Annotated in this window: 14 protein-coding genes; 8 read left to right on the top strand and 6 right to left on the bottom strand. The window is 71.8% G+C overall.

Annotation, left to right across the window (positions count from 1 at the left end; genetic code table 11):
• Positions 1-102: 102 nt before the first annotated feature.
• A complete protein-coding gene (locus tag ACQUQD_RS05985; RefSeq protein WP_428950886.1) occupies positions 103-537 on the bottom strand; it encodes a VOC family protein in 435 nt (144 codons plus the stop codon).
• A 247-nt stretch (positions 538-784) separates the two neighbouring features.
• Here ACQUQD_RS05985 and ACQUQD_RS05980 point away from each other — a divergent pair, with 247 nt between their 5' ends.
• The 4 genes from ACQUQD_RS05980 to ACQUQD_RS05965 all read left to right on the top strand — a co-directional run bounded on the left by ACQUQD_RS05980 (position 785) and on the right by ACQUQD_RS05965 (position 4093).
• Complete coding sequence (locus ACQUQD_RS05980) at positions 785-2599, top strand: sensor histidine kinase (protein ID WP_428950885.1); 1815 nt, start codon at positions 785-787, stop codon at positions 2597-2599.
• Between the two features lie 108 nt (positions 2600-2707).
• Positions 2708-3142, top strand: a complete 435-nt coding sequence (locus tag ACQUQD_RS05975; protein WP_428950884.1) for a roadblock/LC7 domain-containing protein — start codon at positions 2708-2710, stop codon at positions 3140-3142.
• Positions 3143-3144: 2 nt separating this feature from the next.
• Positions 3145-3516 carry a DUF742 domain-containing protein gene (locus ACQUQD_RS05970; RefSeq protein WP_428950883.1) on the top strand — a complete coding sequence of 124 codons (372 nt, stop codon included), beginning with the start codon at positions 3145-3147 and terminating at the stop codon, positions 3514-3516.
• A complete protein-coding gene (locus ACQUQD_RS05965) occupies positions 3494-4093 on the top strand; it encodes a GTP-binding protein (protein ID WP_363192142.1) in 600 nt (199 codons plus the stop codon). Before ACQUQD_RS05970 ends, ACQUQD_RS05965 begins: the two co-directional genes overlap by 23 nt.
• Before the next feature lie 39 nt (positions 4094-4132).
• Here ACQUQD_RS05965 and ACQUQD_RS05960 read toward each other — a convergent pair whose 3' ends face one another.
• From ACQUQD_RS05960 to ACQUQD_RS05940, 5 genes are all read right to left on the bottom strand, one after another.
• Positions 4133-6040 (bottom strand): DUF2264 domain-containing protein, encoded by a 1908-nt coding sequence (locus tag ACQUQD_RS05960; protein ID WP_428950882.1) that lies wholly within the window; start codon positions 6038-6040, stop codon positions 4133-4135.
• A gap of 60 nt (positions 6041-6100) precedes the next feature.
• On the bottom strand, positions 6101-8488 hold the full coding sequence (locus ACQUQD_RS05955) for a polysaccharide lyase 8 family protein (RefSeq protein WP_428950881.1): 2388 nt from the start codon (positions 8486-8488) through the stop codon (positions 6101-6103).
• Positions 8489-8509: 21 nt separating this feature from the next.
• On the bottom strand, positions 8510-9889 hold the full coding sequence (locus ACQUQD_RS05950; RefSeq protein WP_428950880.1) for a M60 family metallopeptidase: 1380 nt from the start codon (positions 9887-9889) through the stop codon (positions 8510-8512).
• Positions 9890-10072: 183 nt separating this feature from the next.
• Positions 10073-11185, bottom strand: coding sequence for a LacI family DNA-binding transcriptional regulator (locus ACQUQD_RS05945; RefSeq protein ID WP_428950879.1), 1113 nt, complete (start codon positions 11183-11185; stop codon positions 10073-10075).
• An 83-nt stretch (positions 11186-11268) separates the two neighbouring features.
• The gene (locus ACQUQD_RS05940; RefSeq protein ID WP_428950878.1) at positions 11269-12339 is read right to left on the bottom strand and encodes a hydroxyacid dehydrogenase; all 1071 of its coding nucleotides are present in this window, start codon (positions 12337-12339) and stop codon (positions 11269-11271) included.
• A 274-nt stretch (positions 12340-12613) separates the two neighbouring features.
• Between ACQUQD_RS05940 and ACQUQD_RS05935 the strand changes: the two genes are divergently transcribed.
• The 4 genes from ACQUQD_RS05935 (at position 12614) to ACQUQD_RS05920 (ending at position 17719) form a co-directional block, all read left to right on the top strand.
• Positions 12614-13564: an ABC transporter permease gene (locus ACQUQD_RS05935; RefSeq protein WP_428950877.1), complete on the top strand. Its 951-nt coding sequence runs from the start codon at positions 12614-12616 to the stop codon at positions 13562-13564.
• An 82-nt stretch (positions 13565-13646) separates the two neighbouring features.
• Entirely contained in the window at positions 13647-14507 is an 861-nt protein-coding gene (locus ACQUQD_RS05930; RefSeq protein ID WP_428957465.1) for a carbohydrate ABC transporter permease, read from the top strand.
• Between the two features lie 72 nt (positions 14508-14579).
• Positions 14580-16268 carry an extracellular solute-binding protein gene (locus ACQUQD_RS05925; RefSeq protein ID WP_428950876.1) on the top strand — a complete coding sequence of 563 codons (1689 nt, stop codon included), beginning with the start codon at positions 14580-14582 and terminating at the stop codon, positions 16266-16268.
• Complete coding sequence (locus tag ACQUQD_RS05920; protein WP_428950875.1) at positions 16265-17719, top strand: M1 family metallopeptidase; 1455 nt, start codon at positions 16265-16267, stop codon at positions 17717-17719. The genes ACQUQD_RS05925 and ACQUQD_RS05920 overlap by 4 nt, the downstream gene beginning before the upstream one ends.
• The last annotated feature ends 59 nt before the right edge of the window (positions 17720-17778 follow it).

Raw genomic sequence — 17778 nt, 5'->3', positions numbered from 1 at the left:
CGGTCCGCTCCGACGAAGAGCCCACCTCCGGGCAGGTGCCGCCCCACCCTCGCCCGGAGGTGCCGTCGCCCTGTCCGCACCCGTGCGGCAAGCCCCGGCGCGTCAGCCCGAACCCGCCACCACACAGAACTCGTTGCCCTCCGGATCCGCCATCACGATGTGATGGCCGTCGAACTCCTCCAGGATCGTGCCGCCCGCCAGGGCCAGCCGGTCCGCCTCCGTCTCGATCCGGGCCCAGCGCTCGTCCGCCGTGCCATGACCCGGCACGCGGATGTCGAGGTGCAGCCTGTTCTTCGCCGTCTTCGGCTCCCGCACCTTCAGGATCGACAGCCGCGGCCCCACCCCGTCCGGGTCGCACAGCCACGCACCGTCGTCCTCCTCCTCGTCCTGAGGCGGGCCGAACGAGGCGAGCCACTCCTCACGCGTCGTGAACGGCGCGGGCGGGGGCTCGTCCACGTAACCGAGCGCCGTCTTCCAGAACGCGGCGAGCAGCGACGCGTCCGCGCAGTCGAGTGTGAGGTCGATTCGGGTAGCCATGGGAGGCGACCGTACGGGAGGGCACTGACAGTCCGACCTCGGCGAACACCTGTCCGGTGGCGTAATCGGTCGGCTGTGCGAGCGCTCATACCAGAGCGGGACGTGGGCCGCCGGAGTTTGGCAACTGCCCCTCGCACGTGAAGCGTTGACGACTACCGTGAGTGTCCGCCGCGCGACGCCCGGTCGATCGTTCCTGCCGCCGTGCCGCCCTGCCCATCCCCGAGAGAACCGAGGACGAGGACGCCGTATGTCTCAGCTCCGCCAGCCGGCCGCCCGCGCAGAACGTCGCGAAGGCGGTCGGCACGGCAGGCCGGCGGGGCGGGCCGCGCCGCACCCCGAGACTCACATACGACCCCAACTGCTGCGTCTCGCCGTGCTGCCGCCCCTCGCGGTGGCGCTCAGCGCGTGTGCGGCCGTCCTGTTCGCCGTACGGTCCACCGGGGCGCGGCCCAGCCTCACCCTGTGGAGCGTGCTCGCCGGGGCCTGCCTCGTCACCGTCGCGGGCATCGTCATCGCGGGCGTCGCCGCCGACCGCGCCGCCACGACCGTCCGCGACCGCGTCCTCGCGCTGCGCCGCACCAGCGCCCGGGGCCAGGCCGAACTGCGCGGACTCGTCGACCAGTTGCGCAAGGGCGAAGGACCGCCGCCGCGCCGCGCCCCCAAGGCGCCCGCGCCCGGCTCCGACGACTTCGACCTGCTCGCCGCCGACCTCGCCCGCGCCCAGGACGTCGCCGTCACCGCCGTCGTCCAGGCCACCCAGCTGTCCGGCCAGGCCGGCAGCCGGCAGAAGGTCGAGGTCTCCGTGAACCTCGCCCGCCGCCTGCAGTCCCTGGTGCACCGCGAGATCTCCGTCCTCGACGAGTTGGAGAACGACGTCGAGGACCCCGATCTGCTCAAGGGCCTCTTCCACGTCGACCACCTCGCCACCCGCATCCGGCGGCACGCCGAGAACCTCGCCGTGCTCGGCGGCGCCGTCTCCCGGCGCCAGTGGAGCCACCCCGTCTCCATGACCGAGGTCATGCGCTCCGCGATCGCCGAGGTCGAGCAGTACTCCCGGGTCAAACTCGTGCCCCCGGTCGACGGCACCCTGCGCGGGCACGCCGTCGCCGACTGCATCCACCTGCTCGCCGAACTCGTCGAGAACGCCACGGTGTTCTCCGCCCCGCACACCCAGGTCCTGCTCCGCGCCAACCTGGTCACCTCCGGGCTCGCCGTCGAGGTCGAGGACCGCGGACTCGGCATGCCGGTCACCGAACAGAACAAGATGAACGCGCTGCTCGCCGACCCCGACCAGGTCAACGTGTCCAGCCTGCTGCAGGACGGGCGCATCGGACTGTTCGTCGTGTCGCAGCTCGCCCGGCGGCACGGCATCACCGTCCGGCTCGGGACCAACATCTACGGCGGGGTCCAGGCCGTCCTCGTCCTGCCGCAGGAACTGCTCGGCGCCGACCAGGACGAGCGGGCCCCCCGCGTGCGCCGAGCCGCCGCCGCGGCCACCGCCGACAGCGTGCTCGCACCGGGAGCCGCCGACGGGCACGGCGCGCTCGGACACCCCGACGACACACGACACCCGGTGCCCCCGACCACGCGGCCCGCCCCGGCCCCGCGGCACGGCGCCGTCACCGCCGTGCCGCGGCAGCCGCCCGTCGGACAGCCGGGACCCGCACAGCCGCCGCCCAGCGGATTCGGCGCCCCGCCCCTCCCGCAGCGCACCACGGGCGACCCGCGCCCCACCCCCGCGGACGCCCTGCCCGGGATCCGCCCCGAGGACCGTGAGTCCGCCGTGGAGCACGCGGCGACGCCGCCCCTCCCGGTCAGCGGCGCGGTCCGCGGCACCATGGGCCGCCCCCTGCTTCCCAAGCGCAGGGCTCAGGAACACCTCGCTCCGCAACTGCGCGGCGGCCCCGCGCAACGCCAGGACGACGAGCCGCCGGTCGGGCACGACCCCGGGCTCATGGCCGCCTTCCAGCGCGGCATCACGCTCGCCGAGGCGGCCGACGCGCGCGAGCTGCCCCACCGGTCGCCGGACACCGGCGACGCCGAAGGCGGCAGTGCCGGATGACCGTTGCCCGGCCTGCCGATGTCCGCGAGGTGATATCCGGCGGGCCCCGCCCCCACCGTTCCCCCGACCAGCACCACACCGAGCAGTCCACCAAGGAGTCGATCCCCCATGGCGAGCGATGTGCCGACGGGTCATGTGTCCGATCTCGACTGGCTGATGAGCGGCCTCGTCCAGCGCGTTCCCCACACCAACAGCGCCGTGCTCCTCTCCTCCGACGGTCTCGTCAAGTCCGTGCACGGCCTCGACGCCGACAGCGCGGACCACATGGCGGCCCTCGCGTCGGGCCTCTACTCGCTGGGCCGCAGCGCCGGCGCCCGGTTCGGTGACGGCGGCGACGTACGACAGGTGGTGGTGGAACTCGACTCCACCCTCCTGTTCGTGTCGACCGCGGGCTCCGGCACCTGTCTCGCGGTGCTCGCCGGGCGGGAGGCCGACGCCGCCGTGCTCGGCTACGAGATGGCCATGCTCGTCAAGAGCGTGCGCCCCTACCTGGTGACGGCGCCCCGGCAGCACTCGGTCGAACCCACGGCGATGAGGAATTGAGGGTGACGGCCCCGCAGGACGGGCCATGGCTCGACGGCGCCGCGGGACGCCTCGTGCGCCCGTACACGATCAGCAACGGGCGCACCCGGCCGAGCACGTCGATGGATCTGCTGTCCCAGGTCATGGCCACCGGCACGACCCCCCTCGGGTACCTGGGGCCGGAACACAGCACCGCGCTCGAACTGTGCGCGCAGCCCACGTCGGTCGCGGAGATCGCCGGCCATCTCGGACTCCCCGCAGCCGTCACCAAGGTCCTTCTGTCCGACCTCGTCGACTGCGGGGCGGTCACCACCAAGCCCCCCACGTTCCACGACAACCCCACTGACCGGTCCCTACTGGAGGCAGTGCTCGATGGACTACGACGACAGCTCTGATCCCTTCCCCACCGCACTGAAGATCCTGGTCGCGGGCGGGTTCGGGGTCGGCAAGACGACTTTCGTCGGGGCGGTCAGCGAGATCGCTCCGCTCAGCACCGAAGAGCTGCTCACCACCGTCAGCGCCGCGACCGACAACCTCGACGGCATCGAGAACAAGGTCGAGACGACCGTCGCGATGGACTTCGGGCGCATCACCCTCGACCCCGAACACGTGCTGTACCTCTTCGGCACACCGGGCCAGGAACGCTTCTGGTTCATGTGGGACGAACTGTCCGAGGGCGCCCTCGGCGCGGTGATCCTCGCCGACACCCGTCGCCTCGAGGACTGCTTCGCCGCCGTCGACTTCTTCGAGGAGCGCGGCATGGGATTCATCGTGGCGGTCAACGAGTTCGACGGCGGCTACCGCTACGAACCCGAGGAGGTGCGCGCCGCCATCGACCTCGACCCGCAGGTGCCCGTGGTGCGCTGCGACGCCCGGATCTCCAGCTCCGGCATCCAGACCCTGCTCACCCTGGTCCGCCATCTCCTGGCGCACGCCGCCCCGGCGGCCACCGGTTTCGGGGCCCACACCTGACCCTTCGACCTGCTCACGGCCGGATCTGCGCGACCGGCCCTAGACGGTGACCGTCCCACCGTCCGGGAACGTGATGCGCACCTGCCCGTCCGCGTCCACCGCGCACTCGATCGACTCCCGCAGAGCCTGGGGGTGCACCACGTCGCGGGTCAGCGCCACCAGCGTCACCTGCGTGCTGGTGCCGCCGGGGTGCCGCGTGGCGCGCAGGAAGGGGGTGGCGGAGTGCGGCCCGTGGGCGTTGGCCTCCACCTCGCGCGCGATGCCGGTCTCCTCGTCCCAGCCGTACAGGCCCACGACCGCGCTCGTCAGCCCCGTCTCCGTGCGGGTCAGCGCCCAGCCCGGGCCCTGCTCGGCGTGCGGCCGCGCGGTGTCGGCGACCGCGTACCCGCCCTCGCGCACGGCGCAGCCCGCCGGCGCCTGCACCCGGTGGACCCGCAGTTCCCAGGGCCCGTGCAGCACGCTCGTCGACTCGATGGGGAACTCCTCGTCCGAGCCCGGGAGTTGCGCGTCGTGCCGGGACGAGGCGCGGCGTCCCTCGCAGGTCAAAGGGTGGATGCGGCGGCGGCGCGACGGGGTGCCGTCGGGCGCGAGCAGCGCCAGATGGTTGTCGACGGTACGCGCCCAGGCGTGCGGCGCCGACTCGGGAGCGGTGGCCGTGGAGTAGGCGAGCTTGGCGTAGTGCGGATCGTCCGCGGCAGGACCGTCGAGCGGGTTGTGGTCGCTGCCGTGGTTGACCAGGCGGACGATACCGTCGTGCGGAGTGCCGTGCAGCAGCCAGCCCGGCGCGGGCAGCGCCGTGTACTGCTCCGACTGCTCGACGGGCAGCGGCAGTTCACGCTCCGTCCACACCGGATGGTCCGCGGGCAGCAGCAGACCGAGGAAGCCCTTGCTCGCCCAGTACGGTGACGCGGGCCCCGAGTAGGCCTGGGTCGACGGCAGGAACGTGTCGTACCAGCCGAGCGGCAGCAGGCCCCGCTCGTCGGGGACCCCGCGCTCCACGAAGTGCCGGGCCGTGCCGGACGCCAGGCGGCGGGTCAGTCCGGGCGCCAGCGGCGTGCAGTCGGCCAGCGCCCCCATCCACACCGGAGCGGTCGCCGCGAACCGGTAGGTGAGGGAGCGGCCCTGGTGCACGGGCGCGCCGTCCCCGCCGAAGAAGTGCGGGTACGTGGACAGGAACTGGTTCAGCCGCTCGCGGTAGACCTTGCCGCGCCCGTCGTCGCCGTCCGGCCCGGCCATGCGGGCCCACAGCAGCGGGTACAGGTGCAGGGCCCAGCCGATGTAGTAGTCGAAGTTGCGGCCGTCGCCGTCGGTGTACCAGCCGTCGCCGACGTACCAGTCCTCGATCCGGTCGAGGCCGCCGTCGATGTCGCTCCGGCTGTACGGCGCGCCGACCGACGCCAGGAACTGCTCCGACACCACTTGGAACAGGCGCCAGTTGTTGTCCCAGGTCCGCCCGCCGACGAAGCCGGTGAACCAGTCGACGACCCGTTCCTGGACCCGGGTGTCGAGCCGGTCCCAGATCCACGGCCGGGTCTCGTGCAGGCCGATCGCGATCGACGCGGCCTCCACCATCTGCTGGGAGCAGTCGGTGAGGTCGGGCCAGGCCTCCCCGCTGTCACGGTCCGTGCCTGTTGTCAGACCCTGTGTGTACCTTTCGATCAGGTGGGACACGGCGGACGGGCCGGGGTCGTCGGTCCCGCCGCCCGCGCCCGCTATCCGGAAGGAGGCCAGCAGAAATGTCCGAGCGAACCCTTCGAGACCGTCCGAGACGACCCCGGACCAGCTGGCCCGTCCGGGCAGCCGGTACTGCGCGAATCCCGGTGTCGCGTACGGCACGAGTGCGTCCAGCTGCCGGTCGGCCAGCGCCTCCCAGTGCGCCCGGGTCCAGCCCGTCAGCGGGGAGCGGACCCGGTCGGTGGGCGGCAGGGAGAAGTACGGGGCGGGCATGGTGGTTCGCTGGCTCCTCGGTCGGTCTGCGGGGTGGGCGGCGGCGAAGATCCGCTGCGGTCAGGCGAGTTCGGCGGTGTGTGTGTGACCGCGCGAGCCGCCGACCCGGACGGTGACGACCGGCCGGCGGCCGGTCGTGACGGTGATCGTGTCGTCGGCGCGGACCACGCGGCGCACGGGGAAGGGCAGTTCGACCGTCAGGGTCGTCGCGGTGCGGCCCGGGTCCGCGACGGCCACCGTCACCCCGTGCCCGTGGCGGCGCACGAGGACCGTGCCGGGTCCGTCCGTGCGCAGGCCACCGGCTGTGCCGGCGGCCCAGAAGTGCGCGGCGAGCAGCCCGTGCCGCGGTGATTCGACGGCCTGGACGGTCCCGTCGGCCGTGAGGACCCGCACGGGCCGGGACCGGGACCAGGCGGCCGTCGCGGCGGCGGTGGCGCCCGGCAGCAGGACATAGGCGTACGAGGCGGAGACGGGGGAGGGGCCGTGGTCGAACCAGACAGTGGCGTAGCGGCGGGTGACCGGGGTGCTGCTGCCGCCGGTGTCCGCGCCGGTGTTGAGGGCCCGCCAGGTGCCGGTCCGCTCCTCGCGCAGGGCGTGCAGCGGGCCGCCGGACGGGAAGACATAGCCGCCCGTGCCCTCCAGATGGGCCCACCGCGCGTCGGGAAGCGATGCCGACCAGCCCAGATCCGTGGGATGCCGGTGACCGTCGACCACGAGCCGGGGCGCGCCGTCGGCGTGCAGGTTCCGGTTCTCCACGACCGTCTCGATCGTGCGGCCGTCGCTCGCCGTGATGTCCGCGCCGAGCGCGACGACCGCGTCGTCCACGAAGAACCACGTCTTCTTGGCGCGCAGGGTCGACCCGTCGGCGATCAGCTCCATCGCGGCGGCGCCGTACCGACGGTCGAGGACGGCCCCGCCCGCGACGGCGTTCTTCGGACGGAACGTGCTGGTCCCGCTGCCCGTGCCGAGATCGGTCCGGGCGCGCGTGTCCACCGTCGTACCCGGCAGGCGGTACGGATCGACCGTCGGCCAGAAGCCGTCACCGAAGGCGTCGAGGTCGTCGCCGTCGTACACATAGGTCATGCCGTCGCCGGTGTACCAGCCGTGCAGGTTCTCGCCGTTGCCCGCCTCGTAAGCGGAGATCCGCTTCGAGGAGAGCGACAGGGAGCACGCCCAGCGTGGCCGCCGGTGCACGATCCGGTCCATGTCGGCGAGGACGAAGTGCCCCGTGAGACGGTCCGCCGGCCGTACCGCCGGGTCGTCGAGGACCGCCTTCGCGCGTGCCAGGGCGGGCACGCCGACCAGCCCGGCGTACGGGGTCTGCGTGTTGCGCAGGATCCAGCCCTTGGCCGCCGCGCGCCAGCGGTCCGCGTACGACTGCGGTGCGCCGTCGGCGAGCTGGAGGATGTACGTGACGGCCGTGGCGCCGTCGGTGTGGTCGCGGGCACGCTCGCGGGATATCGCGCGGCCGCGCACCGCGTCCATCATCACGCCGTCGAAGAGGACGGGGGAGAAGGTCCGGTCGACGGCCTCGTGGAGCACGGTGACCGCCGGATCGGTGACGGCCCAGTCGGAGCCGGCCAGCAGAGCGATGAGCTGGCCCGCGCTGCCGAGCAGGATGCTCCCGTACGTGCCCGTGTAGGCGACGTATTCGTGCTGCACGAACGAGCCGTCGGCGTAGAACCCGTCGCCCGAAGTGACGTACCGGAACAGGCTGTTCTTCCCGCTGTCGCGGACGTCGGACAGGCCGTCGCGGGCCAGCGCGAGCACGGTGGCGTCCCGGGCGAGCAGGCCGCGCAGGGCGACGATGACGGCCTTGTCGGCGCGGTTGGCTCCGGTCTCGGCGAGGGACGGGGAGTTGGTGCGGCGGTCCGGGTCCGGGACGAAGCGGGCGACGGTCCGCACGTACGCGGCGAGGTCGTCGGCGGGCAGGTGGGCACGGAGCAGGACACAGGTGTCCATGAGCGCGCGGGGCGCACCGATCTCCCAGAACCACCAGTTGCCGGACTCGGAGCGGGCGGGGTCGTAGCGGCCGGTGTTGAGGAAGCGCAGCGCGTCGACCAGTGCGGCGAGCACGGCCCCGTCGCCGGTCAGCGAGGTGCCCGGGGTGGCCCAGGCGGTGGCGAGGGTGCGCAGCCGCGGATAGCTCTGGCCGAACATGCCGGGGTCGGCGGCAGGGGAGAGGTCCGGCCACAGCGCCGTGCGTCCGGCGGAGGTGTCGAGCTGCCTCCACCAGGCGGTGGCCTGCGTGTCCAGGGCGGTGAGCGCCGCCGCGAAGTCGGGGTCGTCGGCGTCGAACGGGACGCCGGTGAGCTGCTGTTCGGCGCGGGCGAGGAGGGCGTCGTAGGGGTCGGCGTCGGCTGCGGCGGCGCGTCCGCCGAGCGGCAGAGCCGTCGCGGCGGCGCCCGCCGCGGCCAGTGCGAGGGTCCGGCGTCGGGTCAGGTCCATGGTCGGTCGTCGCCCTCCAGATCAGTCGGACAGGGTGGCCGGGTCGACGGGCGGCTCGGGGAGGCCGAGGGCGGCCAGTGCGGCGAGGCCGTCGGCGTCGATCGGGTACGCCCACCGGGTCACGAAGAAGTCGGTGAGGTCGTAGCCGCTGACACGGCTGACGTAGACGGCGAAGTTGGTCCAGCGCAGGGCGTCCTGGGTGGCCCAGTCGGACTGCGGGTTCTCGGTCCGGACGATCCGGTGCAGCTTCGGCCAGAGGTCCGTGCCGAAGGCGAGTTCCAGCTGGCGCAGCGACACGAGCTTCTCGTACGCGCCGAACGAGGTGGCGAACGCGAGCCCCGGAGTGCCGAGCTTGGGCAGCGCGGACTGGAACGGGGTGAGACCGGTCGTGGCGTCCGGGGTGAGGAGGTTGGAGGGCTGGCCGAGGACGCGTTGCGCGGCGAGCGAGTAGATGTTGACGGTGACCTCGGTCAGGCCGGACGGCCGGTAGGCGAACTGCTGGTGCAGGTGGCCGAGTTCGTGGTAGAGCCCCCAGCCGCGGGTGGTGAGGCCCTGGACGGTCAGGAGCCGGTCGAAATAGGCGGGCGGGAAGGCGTTGTAGTAGTGCGTGGCGTACGCGCCGACCCCGGCCGGGACCTTCGGTACCTCGCTGAACTGGTAGGGGCCGGCCTTGCGCCGGTGAAGCGGGGCGGAGCCGTCGAGTCCCGCGACGGCGGCATGGGAGTCGATGACCTTCTCGAAGGTCTGCATCAGCGCCGTGTGGTCCTCGTCGCGGTAGGGCAGGAAGTTCGCCCGGGTGACGGTCACCAGGGCGTGCGGAGAGGACAGTTCCACGTACAGGGAGTCGGTGAACGTGTCGAGTTCCTGCTGGAACTGCGCCTCCGTCGTGCCGCCCAGGACGAACGTCGGCATGCGCACGGCGCCCTGTGCGAAGGTGACATGCGCGCGCTGGCCGTTGCCGGGCAGCCGCAGATGGACCGGTCCGCCGTAGGGGTCGCTGAAGGTGTTGACGCCCTGGGTCAGGGTGACGGCGCGGGGCGTCATGAGGTCGGCGTTGTCGGGATGGTTGTCGAACGTGCCGATGTGCAGCGTCGGCAGTACTCCGTCGAGCGCCGTCACCCGGACGGTGATCTGCGTGCCCGCGGGGGCGTAGCGGCCGGTGGCGATGAAGTCGCTGCCGCGGTAGGTCGTGGCAAGGCGCAGCCGCTCGGTCTCGGCGTCCGGGAACGCCTCGATGAGCAGGGTGTCGGGGTCCGTGGCCCGCGGCGGGGTCGATGCGGCGGCGGTCCCGGAGCCGAGGAGCGCGGCGGCACCGGCTCCCGCGAGCCCGGCCAGCAGGGAACGGCGGCCGAATCCGGGCGAGCCGGCGGCGGTGGGACGAGGCAGGTGGGCAGGGCGCATCCAGGACTCCCATGGGGACGAAGAACGTCGGAGTGATGGGCGGGACGAGCGTGGGGGCTGCGCGCCAGCATGTAAGCGTTTGCTATCCGGCCGCAAGAGGGTTCGGGGAGTTTCTGTTCGTTACTACGCCGAGCGGCCCTGGTTCGAGCAGCATCGCGCACGGTGGAGGTGCGGGGCGTCGGGTCAGTCCTGGCGGCGCTTCGCGGGCGGCGGCGCCACCGAGTCCCGCACCACGAGCTGCGTCCCGAGCCGCACGGTGCCGGTCGTGGGTGCGCGCCAGTCGTCCTCGTCGCCCCCGTTCAGGGCGTTGCGCACGGCCTGGCGGCCCATCTCCTCCAGGGGGATCCGGACCGTCGTCAGGCGTGGCCGCAGTTCCTGGGCCACCGGGATGTCGTCGTAGCCGACCAGGGAGATGTCCTGCGGGATGCGCACCCCGGCCTCCTCCAGGGCCTGCGCCGCGCCGGCCGCCACGATGTCGTTCGCGGCGAACACCGCGGTGAACTCGGGTCCTTCCCGCAGGAGTTCGGTCATGCGCCGGTAGCCGAAGGCGCGGCTGAACGCGCCCGGCTGCTCCAGCTCGGGATCCCGTGCGATGCCGCGCAGCTCGAGGGCGCGCCGGTGTCCGGCCAGCCGGTCCTTGGCCGTGGACAGGCCGGGCGGCCCGCCGAGGTACAGGATCCGCTCGTGCCCCTGGGTGATCAGGTGGTCGGTGAGTGCGAAGGCGCCGCCCTCGTTGTCGTACTCCACGCCGACCGTGGGTGCCCCGTTGCCGATCGAGGGGCGCCCGCACAGCACGAGCTTGGAGCCGCCCGCGTCCAACTCACGTGCGCGACGCGCGAGTTCGGCCGTGTACGCGCGGTCGTCGACACTGCCGCCGACGAGCACCACCGCGTCCGCGCGCCGCTCGTGCATCAGCTCGATGAAGGCGAGCTCGCGCTGCGGTTCGCCCTGGGTGCAGCAGACCAGGCAGAGGCGGCCGCCGGCGGTGGCCTCGCGCTCGACGCCCCGCGCGATGTACGCGTAGAAGGGGTCGACGACGTCGTTGACGATGATGCCGACCGTGCGGCCGGAGACACCGGCGAGGGCGCGCGCATGCGCGTTGACCACGTATCCGAGCTCGCGCATCGCCGCTTCGACGCGCTCGCGGGTCTCGGTGGCCACCGGGTAGTTGCGGTTCATCACGCGGGACACGGTCGCCGTGGACACTCCGGCGCGCTTGGCCACGTCGACGACGGTGGCGCGGCGCTGTCCGGCGGGTCCGCCGCTGCCGGGTGCCGTGGAACTCTGCCGGGACATCCGGCCCACCCCCTGATGGTCGTGCTGCTCTGCCTCTGGTCGTCCGCCCGTCGCAGAGCCTAGGCGCTGCGGCGCGGGCCCGCTCACGCGATCCGCTCCAGTTCGTCGAGGAGTACGGGGTGGTTCAGCGGCACCCCTCGCGCGTAGCGGGCGAGCTCGTCGACGGCGAGGGCGCCGAGCCGCCCGACCTCGTTGCCCTGGGCGCCCGCCATGTGCGGGGTGATGAAGACGTTGGGCAGGTCCCACAGCGGGTGCCCGGCGGGCAGCGGCTCCGGGTCCGTGACGTCGAGCACGGCGTCGATCCGGCCGCTGGCCAGGTGCTCGGTGAGGGCCGCGGTGTCCACGAGGGGGCCGCGCGCGGTGTTCACCAGCAGGGCGCCCGGCCGCATCATGCCGAGCCGGCGGGCGTCCAGCAGGTGCCGGGTCTCGTCGGTGTCGGGCGCGTGCAGGGTCACGACGTCGCTGGTGGCGACGAGGGTGTCCAGGTCGGTGCGGGTCGCGCCGAGCAGTTCGGCCTCGGCGTCGCCGACGTACGGGTCGTACAGCAGGACCTCGGCGTCGAGCGAGCGCAGCAGTTGCGCCACGCGGCGTCCGATCCGGGACGCGCCGACCACGCCGACCGTGATGCCGCGGGTGCCCAGCCAGTGCTGGCGGTCCAGGTCGGCGCCGGTGCGGTGGGTGCGCCGGGTGCGGAAGAGATGGGCGAGCGGGAAGGCCCGCTTGGCGCCCAGGATGATCGCGGCGAGGGTGAACTCGGCGACCGGCACCGCGTTGGCCGCGGCCGCCGAGGAGACCGTGATGCCGCGCGCGTACGCGTCCCGGCTCAGGAACGTCTTCACGGTGCCGGCCGCGTGGATCACCGCGCGCAGCCGGGGTGCCCGGTCGAGCACGGCGGTGTCGATGGCCGGGCAGCCCCAGCCGGTGAGCAGGACCTCGCACTCGGCGAGCGCGGCGCGCGCCTCCGGGCTGCTGAACTCGCGCACGACGCGCGGCGGTTGGATGTCCGCGGTCTCCTCGAGGCGGGCCCGCACGGCCGGCGGGAAGACGTCGTCGACGACCGCGGAGTCCATCGCGAGAACCGTACGGGGCCGCCGCGGGGGCGGTGTGGCGTCGGCGGCCATGGCCTCGACCGGCGCCTCGTCAGTGGTACGCACCCTGCCTCCGGACAGTAAACGTGTTCTATGGCGTGACCGCACGCTAGGGATCGTGCAGCTCGACCGTCAAGGTCAAGAGTCGGCCAGGAGCGACAGGTTGTCCTGATAGTGCGTGAAATGGCAGCTCATGAAGCTGACTTGAACGCCCGACTTAACGCGGCTGTTCCACGGATCTCTTGACGATGAGGTTAAACGCTTACTAACTTGCCGCCGCAGAAACGCAGTTACGTGCGAACACGGCTTTCCGCGCCACTCGGCCGAACAGGACCGCCCCATGACTGTTCCCGCACCACCCCTCGTCGTTCCCCGCAAGACCTTCTGGCAGCGCGTCAAACGCGACAAGGTGATGCTGCTGCTGTGCCTGCCCGGCTTCCTGTACTTCGTGGTGTTCCACTACGTGCCGCTGCTCGGCTACATGGTCGCCTTCCAGGACTACCAGCCCTACCTGGGCTACCTGCACAGCGCCTGGACCGGCCTCACGAACTTCACGAACGCCTTCGCCGACCCCGACTTCTGGTCGGCGACCGGCAACACCCTGGAGATCGCGCTCGTCCAGCTGGTCCTGTTCTTCCCCGTGCCGATCGGGCTCGCCCTGCTGCTCAACAGCATCGTCAGCGACAAACTGCGCCGCTTCGTGCAGAGCGTCGTCTACCTGCCGCACTTCATCGGCTGGGTCATCATCGTCTCGATCTTCCAGCAGATCCTCGGCGGCGCGGGCGTGGTCCCCGACCTGCTCGAAGCCGTCGGCCTGCCGCGCTACGACATGATGACCGACCCGGACGCCTTCCCCTGGCTGCTCGCGCTCCAGGTCATGTGGAAGGACGCCGGCTGGGGCACGATCATCATCCTCGCCGCGCTGCTCTCCATCGACCGCGGCCTGTACGAGGCGGCCGCCATGGACGGCGCGGCCCGCTGGCGCCGTTTCTGGCACGTCACCCTGCCCGGCCTGTCCCCGGTGCTCGTGCTGCTGCTGATCCTCAACCTCGGCAACATCCTCACCGTCGGCTTCGAGCAGATCCTGCTCCAGCGCGACGCCGTCGGCCCCGGCAGCGGTGAGGTCCTCGACACCTACGTCTACTTCCACGGCATCAAGGACAACCAGTGGGGCACCGCCGCCGCGGTCGGCCTGGTGAAGGCCGTGATCGGCACCGTGCTCGTCATCGGCGCCAACAAGTTCGCCCACCGGCTCGGCCATGAAGGGGTGTACCGCGGTGCTGACCGTTGACACGACCGCGGTGCCCACGCGCCGCCGCAGGAGCACGCCCGCCGCCGGGCAACTGCGCCCGTCCGGCGCCCGCCCGCCGTGGATGGAGCGCCCCACGAAGGCCGGGCTCGTCCTCAAGTGCCTCGCCCTCGTCATCGTCGTCGGCCTGGTCGCGTACCCGCTGCTCGGCGTGATCGGCACGAGCTTCGCCTCGCAGAACGACATCATCCGGTCCAACGGCCTCGTCCTGTGGCCCGACCACCCGAGCCTCGACGCCTACCGCACCGCGTTCACCGGCGGCCGCGTCACCCGCGCCCTGTTCGTGAGCGTCGGCGTCACCGTCATCGGCACCGCGTGCAGCCTCCTCGCCACCATCGGCATGGCGTACGGACTCTCGCGGCGCGGCATCGTCGGCGGCCGCTTCATCCTGATGACGGCCCTGTTCACCATGCTCTTCAACGCGGGCGTCATCCCCAACTTCCTTCTGGTGAAGGAGCTCGGCCTCTACAACACCTTCGCCGCGCTCGTCCTGCCCACCATGGTCAGCGCGTTCAACCTCGTCGTCATGCGGGCCTTCTTCATGAACCTGCCCGAGGAGCTGTACGACGCGGCCAAGGTCGACGGCGCGGGCGACTTCCGCACCCTGGTCCGGGTCGTGCTGCCGCTGTCGAAGGCGGTCATCGCCGTCGTCGGTCTCTTCTACGCCGTCGCGTACTGGAACGCGTACTTCAACGCCCTGCTCTACCTCGGCGACAACGACAAGTGGCCGCTCCCGATGGTGCTGCGCACCTTCGTCCTGCAGGGCCAGAACCTCGACACCGCCGCGGCCGGCGAGGCCATCGCCCCGCAGCAGGCCGTGCAGATGGCCGTGCTGGTGATCGCGGTGGTGCCGATCCTGCTCGTCTACCCCTTCCTCCAGCGGTTCTTCACCAAGGGCGTCCTCACCGGCGCCGTCAAGGGCTGACCCCGCTGCCCGCACCCCCCTCACCCCGTCCTCTTTCGTCTCGTGTCTCGTCTCGTGCTGAGGAGTCCCCCGATGTCCGGCACCACGCCCATCAACCGCCGCACCCTGTTCCGCTGGGGTGCGGGCGCCGGCCTCGCCGTCGCCGCCGCCCCGCTGCTCGCCGCCTGCGGCGACGGCGGCGCCGCGGCCAAGGCCGAGGCGAACAGCGCCAAGCTGCTCCCGACGACCACGGTCCGCTCCATCGGCGCCAACGCCGACCTGCCCGGCACCGCGGCCGGTGTCCCGAACGCCTTCCTGAAGTACCCGGCGAAACCCGCCCGGGCCACCCGCGGCACCCCGCTGAAGGGAGCCCGGAAGATCACCGCGGTCACCGAGACGTTCGCGCCGCTGCCGCCCGAGCGCGGCAAGAACGCGGCGTGGCGGGCGATCGAGAAGATGCTCGGCACCGAGGTCGACTTCACGGCGGTGCCCGCCGACGACTACCCGGCGAAGTTCTCCACCATGGTGGCCGGTGACCAGCTGCCGGACATCTTCATGTACCCGGAGACCGGCGGCGTCGACAACAAGGGCGCCTTCCTCACCGCCACGTGCGCGGACCTCACGCCGCACCTGTCCGGCGACAAGGTCAAGGACTACCCGAACCTGGCCGCCGTCCCCGAGTACGCCTGGCAGGACGCCATCTACGCGGGCCGGCTCTACGGCATACCGATCGCCCGCTCCGGCAGCGGCGGCGCCGGCTTCTACCGCGCCGACCTCTTCGAGCAGGCGGGCGTCACCGACCTCGACCAGATCGACAGCGTCGAGCGGCTCGTGGAACTCGCCAAGGACCTCACCGACGCCAAGAAGAAGCAGTACTTCTTCACCGGCGGCAGCATGAACCTGCTCGCCATGTCGTCCGGCGCCCAGCACTTCTGGAAGCGCGACCCGAAGACCGGCAAATGGACCTACCAGCTGGAGGACGACGCGTTCCGGCACGCCGTCGAGACCGCGGCCCAGCTGTACAAGGCGGGCTGCTTCTATCCCGGCACCGTGCAGATGTCCGGCGCCCAGAAGGCCCAGTACACCGGCCTGTTCATGAACGGGAAGGCCGCGTACGTGTACGACGGCATGCCGGCCTACCTGGCCACCGCCACCGGTTACGTCGACGCCATGGCCGCCATCGACACGTCCTTCGACGTACGGCCCATGGTGCCGGTCGGCAAGGACGCCGTCGTCTGGACCGACAACGTGTCGCTGCAGAACTGCCACATCACCAAGGCCGGTGACAAGCGGGTCAAGGAGCTGCTGCGCCTCGCCGACTTCGCCGCCTCGCCCTTCGGCTCGGCCGAGTACACGCTCATCAACTACGGCGTCGAGGGCACCGACCACAAGCGTGACAAGAACGGCACCCCGGTGCTCACCGAGCAGGGTGCCCAGGACGTCACCGTGCCCTGGTCCAAGCTGGCCTCGGCGACCCCCGCGTTCTTCAGCGCCACCCACCCCGACGCGGCGCGCTACGTCCACGAGGCGTACACGAAGCTCATCCCGATGATGATCGAGGACCCCACCCTCGCCTACACGGCACCGACCTGGGACTCCAAGGGCCTGGGCAGTCTCTACACCATCCACCTCGACGGCGTGAAGGACCTCATCACCGGCCGCAGGCCCCTGTCCTCGTACGACGACCTGGTCAAGAAGTGGCGGAGCGCCGGCGGCGACAAGTGCCGCGCCGAGTTCGAGCAGGCCTCCCAGAAGCAGTCCTCGCGGAAGGGGAAGAAGTGACCACCAGCAGACGCGTACTCCTGAAGGGCGCGGGCGCCGCCGCCTTCACCGTCCCACTGTTCGCCACGGCCGCCCACGCCCGGGGCTTCGACCCGAAACCCGGCGGCGACGGCGTCGGCGACCCGCTGTACCCGACGCTCGGCAACGGCGGCTACCAGGTCACCCACTACGACCTGACCTTCGACTTCACCCCGGTCACCTACGACTTCACCGGCGTGGTCGAGCTGTCCGCCAGGGCGACGCAGGACCTGTCGTCGTTCAACCTGGACACCGACGGCCACACCATCGACGCGATCACGGTCAACGGCCGCCCCGCTCAATTCGCCCTGACCGTCGGCGCGTCGGGCCAGGAGCTGACGGTCACCCCGGCCGGGCCGCTGCACAAGAACGCGCCCTTCACGGTCACCGTCACCTACCACGGCAACGGCAAGGCGCCGCGCACCAGCCTGTCCGGCTGGAAGTTCGGCAGCGACGGCGGCTTCGCCTCGGCCGTGCAGTCGTCGCGCGCGGACACCTTCCTGCCGTGCAACGACACCCCGTCCGACAAGGCCACCTGGACCTTCCACATCTCCGCGCCCGAGGGGTATGTCGCCGCCGCCAACGGCGTGTTGACCGGCAAGGACAAGCGGTCCGACGGCTCGGCCGTGTGGCACTTCGCACTCCGCGAGCGGATGCCCACCGAGCTCCTCGGCATCGCCGTCGTCAAGGGCACCTATCTGTACGGCACTTCGCACACCGGACTGCCGCTGCGCCACGTCGTCCCGCAGGGCCAGGAGGACAAGTACGGCCCGATCGTGGCCCGCACGCCGGACCATCTCGCCTGGCTGGAAGCGAAGTTCGGCAGGTACCCGTTCTCCGTGTACGGCGTGCACATCTACGACGGATACACCGACGCGCTGGAGAACTCCACGCTCACGCTCATGGGCACCAACTGGTTCAAGCCCAACGCCGACGGCAACCCCACCTACGAGAACACCATGGTCCACGAGCTGACCCACCAGTGGTTCGGCGACAGCGTGACCCCGAACGACTGGCAGCAGGCCTGGCTGAACGAAGGCCCCGCCGTGTACTACGCCGCCCTCTACAGCGAGGAGCGCGGCTGGTCGGTGATGGACGACAAGATGAAGGCGACCTACGCCGAACTCGACGCGATCCGGGCGAGCGACGGGCCTCCGGGGCTGCCCAAGGGGCTCGGCGGCGTCAACATCTACGACGGCGGGGCGCTCGTCCTGTACGCGCTGCAACTCCAGGTCGGGCAGCCGACGTTCGACCGGATCATGGGGTCGTGGCCGCGCCGTTTCAAGGACACCACCGTGACCAGCGAGGACTTCATCCGGCACGCCGTCGCCGTGACGGGCGACCGGTCCCTCGACTCCTTCCTGCGGGACTGGCTGTTCGGGGCCACGAATCCGCCGATGCCGGGCCGTCCCGACTGGGCGGTGGCGTCATGAGCCGGCGACCGGGGCGCCTTTCGGCCCGGGATCTTCCCTTCGTGCGCGGCTCCCGGACC

Origin of the sequence: Streptomyces sp. cg35, from assembly GCF_050410835.1 — a bacterium.
Classification (GTDB): domain Bacteria; phylum Actinomycetota; class Actinomycetes; order Streptomycetales; family Streptomycetaceae; genus Streptomyces.
Note: the sequence above shows the minus strand (reverse complement) of the source record. Positions and strands in the feature narration are given on the sequence as shown.

Bases quoted from the DNA above. Each gene is read 5' to 3' on its own strand.
- ACQUQD_RS05985 (WP_428950886.1), bottom strand. From the start codon at position 537: ATGGCTACCCGAATCGACCTCACACTCGACTGCGCGGACGCGTCGCTG.
- ACQUQD_RS05950 (WP_428950880.1), bottom strand. From the start codon at position 9,889: ATGCGCCCTGCCCACCTGCCTCGTCCCACCGCCGCCGGCTCGCCCGGA.
- ACQUQD_RS05965 (WP_363192142.1), top strand. From the start codon at position 3,494: ATGGACTACGACGACAGCTCTGATCCCTTCCCCACCGCACTGAAGATC.
- ACQUQD_RS05955 (WP_428950881.1), bottom strand. From the start codon at position 8,488: ATGGACCTGACCCGACGCCGGACCCTCGCACTGGCCGCGGCGGGCGCC.
- ACQUQD_RS05930 (WP_428957465.1), top strand. From the start codon at position 13,647: ATGGAGCGCCCCACGAAGGCCGGGCTCGTCCTCAAGTGCCTCGCCCTC.
- ACQUQD_RS05975 (WP_428950884.1), top strand. From the start codon at position 2,708: ATGGCGAGCGATGTGCCGACGGGTCATGTGTCCGATCTCGACTGGCTG.
- ACQUQD_RS05945 (WP_428950879.1), bottom strand. From the start codon at position 11,185: ATGTCCCGGCAGAGTTCCACGGCACCCGGCAGCGGCGGACCCGCCGGA.
- ACQUQD_RS05960 (WP_428950882.1), bottom strand. From the start codon at position 6,040: ATGCCCGCCCCGTACTTCTCCCTGCCGCCCACCGACCGGGTCCGCTCC.
- ACQUQD_RS05980 (WP_428950885.1), top strand. From the start codon at position 785: ATGTCTCAGCTCCGCCAGCCGGCCGCCCGCGCAGAACGTCGCGAAGGC.
- ACQUQD_RS05925 (WP_428950876.1), top strand. From the start codon at position 14,580: ATGTCCGGCACCACGCCCATCAACCGCCGCACCCTGTTCCGCTGGGGT.
- ACQUQD_RS05935 (WP_428950877.1), top strand. From the start codon at position 12,614: ATGACTGTTCCCGCACCACCCCTCGTCGTTCCCCGCAAGACCTTCTGG.